Below are 13,687 nucleotides of genomic sequence, written 5' to 3'. Positions count from 1 at the left end.
ACCAGCTCACACTCAAAAATTAGATCAGCACATCTTTGCTTGCCTGCGACCGATTAATCACAAGTTGGTTTTGACGAGCCGCGGGAAGACGCAAACCAATCAGCAAGACAATGCTTTCCAGCCAGATGTTTTGGCCTATAAAAAGCACAACCATGGCCAAGCCGATCGCCAGCATCTGCTCAAGCAGGCCAATCACATCATCAGGATTTCGGCGCCCGGAAACCCAAAGGAAGACCATCAGCGCCAGCAAGATCAATGTGGTCCACCAAGGCATGGCTTGAAGCAAGGACTTCCCCCAGTGTGGCCCTACAAAGAATGCAATGGGAGTGATCTGACATCAGGCAGTCGACTCATCGAAACCACTCACCCATGCCTCCAGCCCCTCACCAAGGAATGAGAGTCCCAGCACCAGTACGAACATGGCCAGGCCTGGATAGAGAGCAGTCCACCAAATCCCAGTTGGCACTGCCGCCAGAGCCATATTCAGATCACTGCCCCATTCAGGCACGGTTTCCGGCAGTCCCAGACCAAGAAAACCAAGGCCACCAAGCACCAAAACTGCATCAGCAGCATTCATGGTCAGCAGTACTGGCACGGATGTAATCACATTGCGAAGCAGGTATTTGCGCAGGATCCAAATGGGGCCAGCACCGAGGGAACGGGCCGCCTCCACAAACAGTTCTGCTTTCACCTGGGCTGTTTGGTTACGAACCACACGGAAGTACTGGGGCACATAAACAACACAAAGTGCTGCGGCCGCATTGGGAATACCCCGCCCAAGCAAAAAAGCCAAAACCACAGACAGCAAGAGCACCGGCAAGGTGTAGAGAGTGTCCATCACCAACACCAACATGCGATCAAAAGCACCACCGAGGTAGCCACTCATCATCCCTAAGGGCACCCCCACCAACACAGCCAAGGTCACCGCAAGAAGAACCACCTGCAAAGCCACTCCACTGCCCTCCATGGTGCGAACACATACGTCCCGTCCGAGACGATCAGTTCCGCACCAATGCCCCCAGGAGGGAGGCGCATAAATAGGATTATCAAGACCAACGTTGCCCTCAGGCAACACACCCACCATCACCAACAAGGGGGTGATTAAGGCCACCAAGATATAGATAAGCACAATCACCATCCCCCAGCGCGCCATGCGAGTCGACAAGGTCGCTCGTGACAGACGCAGACGCGAAGACGAAAGGCCAAAGCTCACTGCTGAAGGAGGAGAGAGAACAGTCTCTTCATTGTTGCTGAAGCGGCTGACAACGTTGCAACTCAATCACAAAGATCGCTCCACCATCAGCAGCATTCTCAACCCAAACCCGGCCTCCCATCCGCTTCACCAAAGAGCGCACAAGCGCTAGACCAACCCCACTGCCAGGTTGTTGTGCCGTGTTACTGCCACGCTGAAACTGCTCAAAAATCAGCTCCTGATCAGCCTCTGGCACACCGGGGCCATGATCTCGAACTTGCAACATCACATACTCATGCGTACTACTGCAGCTCAATTCGACTCGCTTGTCTGCTGGGCTGTACTTGAAAGCATTTTCAATCAAATTGCTAAGACACTGCACGACCCTGTCGTGATCACCAAGAGCCCAGATCTGATCAACACCGTTTGAACTCGATTGCATGTTCAAGCGAGTCTCATAATCACCTCTATTCAGCAAAAAAACCTGCTCTAACACCTCAAATGCAGAAAAAGGCGCTGACGTCATGACCAGACTGCCAGATTCTTCACGCGCAATATCCAAGAGATCAGTGATTAAACGTCCGAGACGTCGAGTCTCGTCGTCAACAATTGTCAATTGATGCCGCTGAGCATCGCTAAGAGAGCCTGAGCGGCGTAACACCCTAGAGGTATAACCAATGATCAACGTGATCGGTGTGCGCAGCTCATGGCTGAGAGCATTAGCAAATTTGCGCTGACGATTCCAAGACTCAGCCAAACGATCCAAAAGCGCATTAAATGAACCGGCAAGCGGTTTAAGTTCCACAGGTTCATATTTCGGATCAAAGTGACGATCGTCAAGAGATCCAGACGAGACTGATTCGATTACGCTGCCAAAGCGCTGCAAAGGCTCCAAACCTCGTCGAATGCCTGTACGAGTGAGGAGCAAGGTCACCATCGAAGCAAGCAAAGCAGCCAGAATAAGAACCCAGGTAAGAATTTCTTGCTGACGAATCTGCCTACTTATATCTTCAACCAGATAAATATTCCAAGTATTTCCATGCAGCTCAATTTCATCTTTAATGATTAAATAATAAACTGAATCAATATCAATAAGAACAGGACCATATTTGGCATCACCCTGATATATTTGCAAACCATAAGAGGCTAGAATCTTGCCAAGATTGATACCTCCTCTCACATCAGGTATCACAAAACCAGCTTCAAACCCCTTGGGGTGCATTGAAATCAAAAGACGAAAAGATGAAAAATCACTCAGCAATCTCTTCAGCAAAAGTGGATCAATACTGTTTTCAGACGCCGATACTGAATCGGCGCGAAGAATCAAATCCTTCGACTGACGAAGAATAGCCTTGACATAGTCAAGGTCTTCCCGTTGAGCCTGCCGGCGCTGTTCAGCGGGAAGCTGCAGGTTAAACAACAACAACAAGCCATATCCCAGCCCCACAGCCATCAAGCTGGTGCGCTCTAGAACGCGGCGGATCGAATAAGGCGGATGCCTAAAATTGATCCAGGCCCCTTTTGCGTTCAATGATTTACCAAGACGGTTAATGTCCAACCAAGAGCTCCTTGCTTAGCATTGCATACTTTTACAGTTCCATACGACTAAAGCTGTGGCCTAGATCATTCATCCCGGCGACTAAGCGCACACTCTCAGAGAAGGGAAGGATCTAAGCTCAAAAAGTTTGCCAAATTGTTTTTTCTAATACATTGATTATTCAACCGTAAATTCCTTCTCCCTAGATACAACCCTTCAAATAAAGGGCGTTAATGACATCCGCTGTTCTGCAGTCAAAATAAGCACGCATGGAACTCCATCGTATAACAGTTGCTTACTGGCATCCTAAATTCCGCATGAAAAACATTAGGCCAGAGCTATATTGCGAGCAACATATTCATCATTAGCATCGAATATTTGCGTCTCAATAATATATATCTAATCCGAATACAGCATCGATACAAGCAAAGTTGATTGAGCCTGACATGCTTTTTGCATCCGCCAATCAAGCATCAACGTGCAGGGCATCAAGCAGAGGCCGCTGAACGGATGCGCTGCATCTTCCCGTTAGGAGTCTGAAACTGCTGCTCCAGCTCAAGGCGCAACACCGGCAGAAGAGGGTCAGGACGAGCCACAAAACCAAGCTCGCCATCACTGAGCGAGGAAGGCAAGCCATCGATCAACACACGATTCTGGAAGCTTCCTACGAGGTTAGGCTCGCCGTTGATGTCAAACGCCGGGCCACAGCGCATCAACACCCTGCTGCGCCAGATCGGCGATGGAGCAGAGCCAACCGAGTAAACGATGGCCCTTCGACGGGCTTCGGGATCATCTGGCGCTGTAGCGATAGCCAACACCGCCTGACGCCCCGCCAAGGAACAAGGCCAGAGGCTGGAGATTGGCGGATCAGCCAACCAGCCATAGCCGCGCGCCAAGTCAGCCTTGATCAACATCAGGGTGCGTTGCTGAAGGCCCCGCTCACGCAGGCGCTGGGCCATTGCCTGACCAAGGGAAAGATCTCTAGTGATCACGCCAAGGGCCATCGCAACAAACACCATCCCCAAACTGATCACCAGCATCAGCTCCACCAAGGTGAAGCCATCAAAACCGTCATTGCCTTTAGAGCGCTTCATCAGGTAAACATCGTGAACTGCTAAGACCAATTGCTGGATCGAGGGGATCGCCGTCGTAACGACCAACACGGCTCACGCCCAAGGGCAGGCTGATCACCAAACAGCGTCGATAAGGGCTGTGAAGGCTGCCCAAAACAACGGTTCCACCATCCAATGTCAAACCATTCGCCGCAAAGCGCATCATCTGAGGCAAGTTGCTCTGCCAAGTCAGTGGCAGATCAGCAAATGGTTCCTGCAGGCTCAATCGAGAGGACACACAAGCTGGCAACTCACGAACAAGCGGCTTCTGCCAACCTTCAGCAGAAACACGCAACCCGCAAGGCTGCCGCTGACTTAAAGCAAACAGTCGGGCGCGCTCCAAGCCAAGCCGCAGTCGTCGAGCAGCAACATCCACCTGCAAACGATGGCGGTACTCACCAGCATTCACCAGGCTGATGCCAGCCAAAACTGCCAGGATCGAGAGAATCAGCAATAGCTCCAACAAGCTGAATCCCTGCTCAGCAGGGTCTACATCGGGAAAACGGCTCATGGCTGCTCCGTCAGACTGGGCCTGCACCAACCAGTACCCGCGGGCGTAAACAACTGACGACGTCGAAGCGGCTCAACAGGCGAGCCCTTAGGCGGATGAGCGTCAATCTCAAGCCAAAGTCCAGCCCCATAAGCTTGCCAATGCCGCTCAAGCCCCTCAGGCAAAGGCAAAGCCCTATCTGCTGAACGAGACACAGCGGCAAGATCAAAACGGCAACTGCCGCTAGCCGTAAGCAACTCAGAACCATGGCCAACAGCTGACAACCAGCGCTGGCTGGCCAACAACTGCAACTCAACAGACTCAAGCTGCTCCTCTTTGAGCCAACCAACATGAGCAGCCAGGCTGGCCTGCCCCCAAAGGTGCAGTCCGCTCGTTGCCGTGCCAGCTAACAACAGTGAAGCCACGATCAGCTCGATCAAATTCATGGCCTTTCCTGTTCAAGGGTGACCAGAGGTCGCATCGCACCAACCTCACGCACAGCTGGGCCATCAGGGTCTATTGCGAGCAGAAAGGCAGCTCGAGCACCAGCGGCAAGACGCAGACTCAATCGACCTGTGTCACCACTGGGAACCCAGTCAATCAAGGACCAAACCTCCTCGCCGATCAAGCCTTTTTGCAGACGGCCGGGATCAGCATCAGCGCATTGAGAGCCCAAATCATTCCAACTACTGGAAGGCCAACTAAGAAGGCAGGCGTGGGAATCTGTCGCCAGCTGTGCGAAGTGCTGCGCAGCGGAGCGAAGCTGATCGGCGCGCATGCGCTCAGCCATGCTGATGCGCGTACGACTAAGGCTCAGGAGTGCAAGCGAAAGGAGAGAAGTACTGCTAAGTAAAATCAAAAAGGCAGCCGAAAGCGCCAGGGGCAGCACAAAGCCAGAGGTGGTGCTTTGACAACAACAGCCCAGCTGGCGATAGGAAGGCATCTCAAAACATCAACTGCTACAAGGATTCCCCGCCATCGCAGGCAAGCAGCAATCGCAAACGATGCTGACCTGAATCAACAAGAAGCCAACAGAACAGTTCGGCCCAAGCCTGCTCAACAAGGCGTTGAAATCAATGAATAGCAATCAGCTAGCCAGCTTCGGATTGCTAAAAGCCTGAGCTGCCACACACGAGAACAAACCAGCGCAAGAGAAAAAGCATGAGAAAGAGCATCTCGGGCCAACAGTTAACGAGCCTCTAAGCGAGCTCAAAGAGAACTCTCAGAGAAGCCTTGGACGACCTTCACCACAAAATCGCCATGGCGAGGCAATATAGTGAAGTAACTATTGATATCGCCTTCGACCATGAGCATCCTCAACCAACGGCTAAAGCTTGAACTTTTGAGTCGCCAGAAGGGAGTTGGCGCATTACAGCAAGGCTTCACCCTTGTAGAGCTGATGATCGTGATAGTGATCGTGGGCATCTTGTCTTCCGTTGCTCTACCAAACTTTTTAAGTCAAACAGATAAAGCAAAAACAACAGAAGCCACAACTAAAATAGGGTCTCTTCTCAGAGAAGCTTATGCAGAATATCAATACGACGGTGATGTCCCTAGTGTAACCACTGCCCTTACCACATCTGCTAGCAACCTAACAACCAACGGTAATTTCACTTTTACATTGCCCGACATTACAGCTCCATCAACTATATTCACCGTCAAAGCAACAGGAAAAACTGCTGCTGCGGGCGGAGACGCTGCTCTCGACGGCAAAGTTCTATATGGATGTATAGATCTAGCAGTAGGGACTCCTGATATTTCAAATAAACTTCTTGCTGCTGGCACAGCCACCGATCTTGCTGCTGATTGCACCTAATTCATAACATTAACTTTACTCCTCAACGCAAGAATACCTAGTCAGCGTTCAGCTAAAACACAGCCACAAAATAAGCGAATAAGAAAAACTTAGTTCACAAACTAGTCTTCAATCACCCCCCTTAATTGTGGATAGCTTTCTGCGGCTCAATGGCAATGAAACAAGGAATAACGGTCTATCCTCTTCTTCAAATCCATAAATAAAAGAATCATTGCCCCATGAAGGTCTTGCTAAGACATCTATCAAGCAAAGGAAATTTATATTTCCACTACTGGTTCGCATCTCATCCTGGAAATCCACCAAAAAGTTGAGCTGTATCAAATCGGATAGGCAAGCTTTGTGATAATCCAAAGTAAATCTATCCACGAATCAGGGCTTCCTAAAAGTTCTATAGATAGAACTACCTATGTAAAAAAAAATGGATGCCTCTATTCTACTGTGATTAACATCACAGGATTAATTGAGAAGGGTCATAACCAAATTAATTGTGTTCAGACAAGCTAAGGTCATCAGGAGGAGAAGCCTTCTAAAGCCTCCCCTATCTCAGAAAAATGATCAACAACAACCTCTTTCGCAGTGAAGTCAAAACAAACTGGAAACATATAACGAGTAAAGAGCAGAACAATCCGATAAAGTTGGAATTTGAGAACAAAGCAACAGCCGTCCAACCAGAATCAACGAGCAACCACAATCAAAGAGCTGGCTTGGTTATAAGGGCAGAAGTGGTAAATTCATCCTGGCCAATGCCCATTCTCTAGTTAATACTGGTCTGGAAGAAACATATAGCCAGCAATGGCCATATTCACATACCTATAATCAACTTGATAAAGCCACAAGAGATCGGCACTATCAAAAACATAACTCCATATACAGCCCTATCAAGAATGATCATGGATAAGCAATTTAGAACAGGAGAAGCAGCCACTAAGAGGCGGCGGGGATCTTATGGAAAGAATGGAGCACTTTCTCAGTAAATATAATTGTATTCTCATTGATCGCTGAGAACAAATCTTAAAAAGAGGTATAGCTATTTGCAGAAAAAATAAAATGGAAAGATAGATTAGATTCAACAAGAGCTTAATGGCATTCTCTCAGGCTGCTCTCAAACGAAAAACAAAAAATCAATGCTATCTTGGTGTTTGTAGACTTTAAGAACAGCTTTGATGATGAGGTCACCCCCTAAGGCACAAGAAGCCTATGGTTTCACACTTGTTGAGGTAATGATCACCGTAGTGATTGTAGGAATATTAAGTGCTATTGCTCTACCAAATTACTTTAGACAGGTACAACGCACAAAACAGAACGAAGCCGCTTCCACGCTTGCACAATTTCAAACTACAGCCGCGACTTATCTCGATGAATTTAACTTATTACCTGGTAGTTGGGCTCATCTGAATGATGTTGCTGTGATCATGACAGACAACGGCACTGCTACTGCTGGAGACTTCAGTGCGATCACCTTACCAGGAGGTCAATATTCGGTAAGTCGTACAAATGCCGCCAATAATTATTATGAATTTACAGCAACTTCAACCAACGACAACGCGTCTGAATACAATGTAATCGCATGTGTATGTCTTTCTACAGGAGCTAGCGATTTAAAAAAAGGAACGATAGACAACAGCGAAGGTCAGGTCACGGCGGCTAATCTTGTCTGTAAGCCTTGCCCAGCATAAACATCATTAAACCTAGATTGATTGCAGCAATATATGCAATTTCTGTAAAAATACAAAGATCTAAATTCACACATCATGAAAACAGATGACGAAAAAATTACCAGAAGCTACATTGACAAACAAAGAAATAAAATTATCATGGCTCAAAACTGTGAGCGAAATCACATCGAATCTTGATCTAAAACACTGCTGTAAAAGATCGATCAAAAGAGACTATGGCTATCCACGCAGAGCGCCAATGAACAATCATTCCATCCATCCTACGAGGAAGTTCCTACTAAAAAGGGTAAGACCTAATGGTGAGGAGGGTCTAGCAATGGTTTTGGCATTGCTAATGGGCACAACCCTTATTATTGGAGCTAGCGGGCTACTGATCCGTCAACTGATGGCCAGGAAGCTGGGATCTTCTGAAAGCTATCAACAAATGGCTGAGGCTGCATCGGTAAATGGCTTCAACCGAATTCTGAGCGTAATGAACAATAACGATCCAAGTGAATACAGAGGGTATCTATACAACCTGGAAAATAACGAAAATGGAGACTTTAACTGGGAGCTTGATCATTCTTCTAGGACTCAATTTCTCGAGCAAATTTGCACCGATACATCTAAGGGCCTGCCCACTCTCACAGATGGAGCAAAATGGCCTACTGGCCATACTAAGGCTGGCGACTCAACATCAAAAACTGCATTACCATTTACTGTTAATGGTGCAGATCCTAGAATTCAACGTGAAGACGGTAGGGGCAATATTCAAAGTTATTACCGTTTGAGGAACTATTCAGTAAACTTTTCGTCTGGTGTTGGTGATGGGGTTGTCGAAATTGAGGGTATGGTAAAAAGGCAAGACTCTGAAAATGATGACCTTTTAGGGAGGGCTCTGCTGATTCGCTCATTCTACGTCAAGTCAAAGATGAAAAGTGATAACGACTGGGGAGTGATTGCAGCAAAACATTTAGACATAGGGCCCACGCAAATCACAGGGGATGGGAAAATTCTATGGCACATAAATGAGGATGAGGCCGCTGACATCCTTAAAGCAGATGGTAGTGGTTGTAAAGATGATCTTCTCAGCAGGATCAATGGCACTACGAATTCAAATACCAATCGCATTTGGCCTGTTTTGGGTAGAGATAAGCAAAGTTCTCTATCGACTATATTGTTTAGTGATAATAGAAATAAAAAGAATAATATTGACTATTATCCAGGCAGTTCAAATGTTGAGCGTGTATGGAGTTTTGATGATACAGAAAATAAGCAGGGAGGATTTAACTGCGGTAAAGAAGAAATAGTCTGTACTAGAGCTAAAAATAGAGGAGATCAAATAGCACCTGACATTGAAATTACGAGTGAATCAATACGCAAAGATCCAGCGAACGGTGATCAAACGAGGGACACTCAATCTCGACAGAACGATCAGTCAGGACAAAACGATCGGTCAGGACAGCAAGATTCGACTGGACAGAAAGATTCAACTGGAAAGCCTGCCCTAGTTTCGGCAAAGGGCATATCTAAGTCTTATCTGGATATAACTAGCACTTGGCGGGCCAACGTGGATAAATATAATCTCGTTTGTGTTGGAGCTAATTGCTGGGAGAGAGATATAAGCAAGTCGGGCAATCGGAGATGGGTGCTATTGAATCAAAGAAGGCATAGAAAACAAAGATGGGAGTTTAGCGAAAAAGATTATTTTAGGCCCACAAGAAAATGGGCGGTAACAGAAAGGATTCAAAATGATCGGTCTACGACTGGAAAGCCTGTCCTAGTTTCTGCAAAAGGCATATCTAAGTCTTATCAGGAATTAACTGGTCCAATCAACCAGGATAAATATAATCTCGCTTGTTGGTTGAAAAGATGCTATGAGAGAGATGTGACGCAGCCCAGGGGCAATCGGAGATGGGTGCTATTGAATCAAAGAGGGAATAGAAAACAAACATGGGAGTTTACCGAAAAAGAGTATTTTAATCCTATAATGCGATGGGCGGTAACAGAAAGGATTCAAAATGATGACGCGGGTACAAACAATGAAATAAGGAGCTGGACTGTACGAATCAGGCAAAAGGATATATGCAAAGAACAAAGCAATCAAAACACTGCCTGCCATATGTATATAGAGCATATGAATTTAGAAAATACGAAAATATTAATTGAAAATGACAATAGGCCTGTTGTACTTCACCTTGAACTACCTCCCTCAGATTCGATGCATGTTACAGGTCTAAGCAGTGGACGGATAGAATTGTCTAACAATAGCCTCCTCTGTGGGGTTAACTCCGGGGAGACTAAATGCAACAACAAACCTGAAAGGTTTATTATCAATCAAGTAATAGGCAATGAAAGCTCAGGCTGCGATCTAAACCAATTACAAGCAGCTCAACAGAATAGTGCCCAACTAAAGCAAATTGTAAGTATTGAAGGTAAAAGCCTACCAGCAGCATGGGTTTATCTACAGACAGGAACATTCACCCTAAGCAATGATGCACAATTAACTGGAGTAATTTGGGCAAATAATTTCTGTTCACAAAACAATCAGCTCTCTCTAAGCACGCGTAGGGTTGATGGTGGCGAAGGTTCTATTGTGAAAGCCGCTGATGAACTTTGGCGGTGGAGTGAAAAAGGGGTCTTAGATGATAATGCAGCAATGCTTGGCCGCACAGTAACCCGCGGAATCCGCGGCACTGGTCTGGATATGTTCAGAAGATGGTGAGGAAAGACATGCCTTTTATAAAACTAAACCGATCAGATTGGCATCACTCATTGGCGGAGTTTCAGCAAAGAAGCAATTGGGTATGGTTAGCAAAGTCACTAAGAGAAGTTATCTGTTTTGAAAAAATAATGCGCGCGAAGACTTACTCCAAAATTAATAAAAATTCCACTTTGATCAAAGTGAGTAAAATCACAGCAGCTCTTGATATGAATCAATACGTAATCGCTGGCAGTGTAGGACAATATAATTATCAAGAGGAATAGCCAATGATTAGCAATTCTAAGATGAAAATGTCTAGGTCTCAGACAAGTCAGAATCGATCAACGGGCTTCACCCTGCTAGAACTACTAGTTACAATCACAATTGTTGGTATTTTGTCTACCTATGGCTTGATGTCGACTCGGCGAACCATTGTACAAGGAGAAGTAGATCGCTACACACAGTTTGTTGAATCTGGCTTATTTAACCTGCGAGCAAGACTTACACAGTACAAACGATCCTGTGTCTTAGATCTTGACACAGATCTAGCAACTAATACATGGGGTGAACCTGGAGAAATCCTCGAATCACAACAAGCTGATGGCTCTCAAAGCAACTCTATACGTTTAAGATGTTGCAATGACCCTGTAACGTTTGAAAAAATACAATGCACTGGAGACCAGCTTAATGGACAGCCAAATTATCGTTTTCTAAAAATAGAGGGTACCCCAGAATCTAAACAAGTGCAGGTTTCTGCTCGTCAACCTAAATACGAAATAAGTACAGCTGGTATCAGTACAAGCGGCGGTACTCTCACAATCCTTATCCGATCACGTTTTGCAGCTGCTGAACCACGGCTTAGGACTCGATGCGTAGAGATCTCAGGGGGTGGCAATTTGTTCAGCGGAACATGGGATGAAGGAACGACTTCCTGCAATAGCAGTTAGTCGTTCCTTCAGATATTCCTCATGAAATATTCACTAGTATTTAAGCCAACTAGTGCTCAAGTTTGCAACAATTAAAACAACCAAGGCCAATTCATCTAAGGCCCAAGCACAATGAAACAGATCAAAAACATTTTAAAGCCAAGCTTCTCTCATCCTTTTGCAACCAACGGATTTGGAACTACAGAAACCGTTGTTGCAGCAGGGGCTGGCATTCTTTTAATCGCAGCATCTACTCTGGCGCTGCGTTCAACACAAAACTTGATAAGTAAATCAAAAAGCACATCAACCCTAAGGCAAAACACAACCAATGGGCTTCGGTTGCTGCGATCAGAAGTCGAACGCAGCTTGCACATCCTAGTGAATAACAGTGAAGCGGTGATGAGTGGAATGGAGCATACAGAGATGGGAAATAGCCAATATGAAACAGCACTTGAAGCTTGTCGCCTCAAAGCAGAGGATAGCTCTCAAATATTCAAGCCAGTTTTCGGCATCAAAATGGCCGATCTAAATGACCCCGTGATTTACGGCTTAGGTCTCAGCTCTAACAACCTTATATTCAAGGCAAAGGCAAATGATGACACCACTAAGATAAACTCTCAGCAAGGAAGAGCATCTGTATATGACACCACTAATATAAACTCTCAGCAAGGAAGAGCATCTGTATATGACACCACTAATATAAACTCTCAGCAAGGAATAATATCTGGATACAACACCACTAATACAAACTCTCAGCAAGGAACAATATCTGGATACAACACCACTAATACAAACTCTCAGCAAGGAACAATATCTGGATACAACACCACTAATACAAACTCTCGGCAAGGAAGAATATCTGGAGATGACACCACTAATATAAACTCTCGGCAAGGAAGAATATCTGGAGATGACACCACTAATATAAACTCTCGGCAAGGAAAAATATCTGGAGATGACACCACTAATATAAACTCTCGGCAAGGAAGAATATCTAGATATGACACCACTAATATAAACTCTCAGCAAGGAAGAGCATCTGGATATGACACCACTAATATAAACTCTCAGCAAGGAAAAGCATCTGGATATGAACCCACTAAGATAAACTATGAGGGAGGAAAGGCGTCTGGATATGCACTACTACGTTGTGGAGCACCACTCAGCCTTGATGGGCGTTATAGTGAAACAGAAGATGTATTTATCTCTAAAGCTATTGAAGATATTGGAGTTATGAATTGCATCAAGCCAAATGGCGATTGCACGAACTCCCCAAATTATAATTTAAATCTAAAAGAGATCCTAGACAAACTTGATTTCACCTTTACAGATGAAAAAACACCGGTAACAACTTATAGGGAGCCTTCACTTCGAATCATGACTGACCAGCAAAGGAAGCTGATTAAATTTGTAGATCCAAACCCTGATATATTGTCCAGTGAAAAAGAGAGTTACCTTGAAGTTCTAAATGCAGCAAATAAGCGTATCACTAGGTATCCACTTTACCTAGCAGCCTTTGCTCGAGCAGATAAACGACCAGGCAACTATGGAGAGAACAGCGTTATTAATGGTGCTTACTTCCGCAATGTAAGCAGCCAAAAAGTCCGTTTCCTCGTTGATGGCTCAGCTTCGATGAGTACTTGCATACTTTGGAGCAGCACATCTGGACAAATGAGAACATATTGGAGTGGACAACGCTATAGATCGACAAGACAAAACTGCGCCTTAACTCGGATGGAATCGCTACAGTCAGAACTAATTAGTCTAATAACAGCTCTCCCTAAAAGTACAAAAGTTGGCATCCAATCCTTCAGCTCACCAGGGGACAGTAACCACAGAACATGGAGCGAGTCAAGCGATGGTTTGGTAAGAATCGGAAATGATGGTATGCGTGAATCCGCAATTGCATTCGTTAATTCACTCGACGATGGTCATCCCAATGATTGGGGCTGGACTCAACCATGGGAAGGATTAGATGCCTCTTTCGAAGATGACGAAACAGACACACTTTACTTCCTGTCAGATGGTCAGCCTAATGAGGATCGTGAGGGTAGTGACTGGGAAGCCGATGATCACGGCCCCCCTACAGTTGATCACTATTCAAACTTGAATAATACTAGAAAGCAGGCACTCAAAATAAACACAATAGCCCTTGGACTAAAATCACCTTGGATGGAGAAATTATCAACTAAGACGAACGGGGACCATCTACAAATCGACAAGGATTACGTAACAACAAATTCCAGTCGATAAAG

Annotated in this window: 13 protein-coding genes; 6 read left to right on the top strand and 7 right to left on the bottom strand. The window is 45.7% G+C overall.

Going from position 1 to position 13,687, the window contains the following annotated elements:
* Positions 1-19: 19 nt before the first annotated feature.
* From PMIT1303_RS05735 to PMIT1303_RS05705, 7 genes are all read right to left on the bottom strand, one after another.
* Positions 20-274, bottom strand: coding sequence for a hypothetical protein (locus tag PMIT1303_RS05735; protein ID WP_063397888.1), 255 nt, complete (start codon positions 272-274; stop codon positions 20-22).
* Between the two features lie 63 nt (positions 275-337).
* Positions 338-1,153 carry an ABC transporter permease gene (locus tag PMIT1303_RS05730; protein ID WP_063397911.1) on the bottom strand — a complete coding sequence of 272 codons (816 nt, stop codon included), beginning with the start codon at positions 1,151-1,153 and terminating at the stop codon, positions 338-340.
* 88 nt (positions 1,154-1,241) lie between these two features.
* Entirely contained in the window at positions 1,242-2,723 is a 1,482-nt protein-coding gene (locus PMIT1303_RS05725; protein WP_063397912.1) for a HAMP domain-containing sensor histidine kinase, read from the bottom strand.
* Positions 2,724-3,217: 494 nt separating this feature from the next.
* Complete coding sequence (locus PMIT1303_RS05720) at positions 3,218-3,823, bottom strand: type II secretion system protein J (protein WP_063397887.1); 606 nt, start codon at positions 3,821-3,823, stop codon at positions 3,218-3,220.
* The gene (locus PMIT1303_RS05715) at positions 3,810-4,352 is read right to left on the bottom strand and encodes a GspH/FimT family protein (RefSeq protein WP_063397886.1); all 543 of its coding nucleotides are present in this window, start codon (positions 4,350-4,352) and stop codon (positions 3,810-3,812) included. Before PMIT1303_RS05715 ends, PMIT1303_RS05720 begins: the two co-directional genes overlap by 14 nt.
* The gene (locus PMIT1303_RS05710; protein ID WP_063397885.1) at positions 4,349-4,777 is read right to left on the bottom strand and encodes a hypothetical protein; all 429 of its coding nucleotides are present in this window, start codon (positions 4,775-4,777) and stop codon (positions 4,349-4,351) included. The genes PMIT1303_RS05715 and PMIT1303_RS05710 overlap by 4 nt, the downstream gene beginning before the upstream one ends.
* A complete protein-coding gene (locus PMIT1303_RS05705) occupies positions 4,774-5,274 on the bottom strand; it encodes a hypothetical protein (protein ID WP_063397884.1) in 501 nt (166 codons plus the stop codon). Before PMIT1303_RS05705 ends, PMIT1303_RS05710 begins: the two co-directional genes overlap by 4 nt.
* A 363-nt stretch (positions 5,275-5,637) precedes the next feature.
* Between PMIT1303_RS05705 and PMIT1303_RS05700 the strand changes: the two genes are divergently transcribed.
* The 6 genes from PMIT1303_RS05700 (at position 5,638) to PMIT1303_RS05665 (ending at position 13,685) form a co-directional block, all read left to right on the top strand.
* Positions 5,638-6,147 carry a type IV pilin protein gene (locus PMIT1303_RS05700; RefSeq protein WP_063397883.1) on the top strand — a complete coding sequence of 170 codons (510 nt, stop codon included), beginning with the start codon at positions 5,638-5,640 and terminating at the stop codon, positions 6,145-6,147.
* A 1,163-nt stretch (positions 6,148-7,310) separates the two neighbouring features.
* On the top strand, positions 7,311-7,823 hold the full coding sequence (locus tag PMIT1303_RS05690; protein WP_063397910.1) for a type IV pilin protein: 513 nt from the start codon (positions 7,311-7,313) through the stop codon (positions 7,821-7,823).
* An 85-nt stretch (positions 7,824-7,908) separates the two neighbouring features.
* On the top strand, positions 7,909-10,527 hold the full coding sequence (locus PMIT1303_RS05685; RefSeq protein ID WP_156486920.1) for a hypothetical protein: 2,619 nt from the start codon (positions 7,909-7,911) through the stop codon (positions 10,525-10,527).
* A complete protein-coding gene (locus PMIT1303_RS05680; RefSeq protein ID WP_063397880.1) occupies positions 10,521-10,790 on the top strand; it encodes a hypothetical protein in 270 nt (89 codons plus the stop codon). Before PMIT1303_RS05685 ends, PMIT1303_RS05680 begins: the two co-directional genes overlap by 7 nt.
* Positions 10,791-10,793: 3 nt before the next feature.
* Positions 10,794-11,453 carry a type II secretion system protein gene (locus PMIT1303_RS14330; protein WP_369818709.1) on the top strand — a complete coding sequence of 220 codons (660 nt, stop codon included), beginning with the start codon at positions 10,794-10,796 and terminating at the stop codon, positions 11,451-11,453.
* Positions 11,454-11,564: 111 nt separating this feature from the next.
* On the top strand, positions 11,565-13,685 hold the full coding sequence (locus tag PMIT1303_RS05665; RefSeq protein WP_156486919.1) for a hypothetical protein: 2,121 nt from the start codon (positions 11,565-11,567) through the stop codon (positions 13,683-13,685).
* The last annotated feature ends 2 nt before the right edge of the window (positions 13,686-13,687 follow it).

The organism is Prochlorococcus sp. MIT 1303 (assembly GCF_001631965.1).
GTDB lineage: Bacteria > Cyanobacteriota > Cyanobacteriia > PCC-6307 > Cyanobiaceae > Prochlorococcus > Prochlorococcus marinus_D.
This window is presented reverse-complemented; position numbering and strand designations above follow the sequence as displayed.

Bases quoted from the DNA above. Each gene is read 5' to 3' on its own strand.
- PMIT1303_RS05720 (WP_063397887.1), bottom strand. From the start codon at position 3,823: ATGAAGCGCTCTAAAGGCAATGACGGTTTTGATGGCTTCACCTTGGTG.
- PMIT1303_RS05680 (WP_063397880.1), top strand. From the start codon at position 10,521: ATGGTGAGGAAAGACATGCCTTTTATAAAACTAAACCGATCAGATTGG.
- PMIT1303_RS05700 (WP_063397883.1), top strand. From the start codon at position 5,638: ATGAGCATCCTCAACCAACGGCTAAAGCTTGAACTTTTGAGTCGCCAG.
- PMIT1303_RS05715 (WP_063397886.1), bottom strand. From the start codon at position 4,352: ATGAGCCGTTTTCCCGATGTAGACCCTGCTGAGCAGGGATTCAGCTTG.
- PMIT1303_RS05730 (WP_063397911.1), bottom strand. From the start codon at position 1,153: ATGGCGCGCTGGGGGATGGTGATTGTGCTTATCTATATCTTGGTGGCC.
- PMIT1303_RS05690 (WP_063397910.1), top strand. From the start codon at position 7,311: ATGATGAGGTCACCCCCTAAGGCACAAGAAGCCTATGGTTTCACACTT.
- PMIT1303_RS05665 (WP_156486919.1), top strand. From the start codon at position 11,565: ATGAAACAGATCAAAAACATTTTAAAGCCAAGCTTCTCTCATCCTTTT.
- PMIT1303_RS05735 (WP_063397888.1), bottom strand. From the start codon at position 274: ATGCCTTGGTGGACCACATTGATCTTGCTGGCGCTGATGGTCTTCCTT.
- PMIT1303_RS05710 (WP_063397885.1), bottom strand. From the start codon at position 4,777: ATGAATTTGATCGAGCTGATCGTGGCTTCACTGTTGTTAGCTGGCACG.
- PMIT1303_RS14330 (WP_369818709.1), top strand. From the start codon at position 10,794: ATGATTAGCAATTCTAAGATGAAAATGTCTAGGTCTCAGACAAGTCAG.
- PMIT1303_RS05705 (WP_063397884.1), bottom strand. From the start codon at position 5,274: ATGCCTTCCTATCGCCAGCTGGGCTGTTGTTGTCAAAGCACCACCTCT.
- PMIT1303_RS05685 (WP_156486920.1), top strand. From the start codon at position 7,909: ATGACGAAAAAATTACCAGAAGCTACATTGACAAACAAAGAAATAAAA.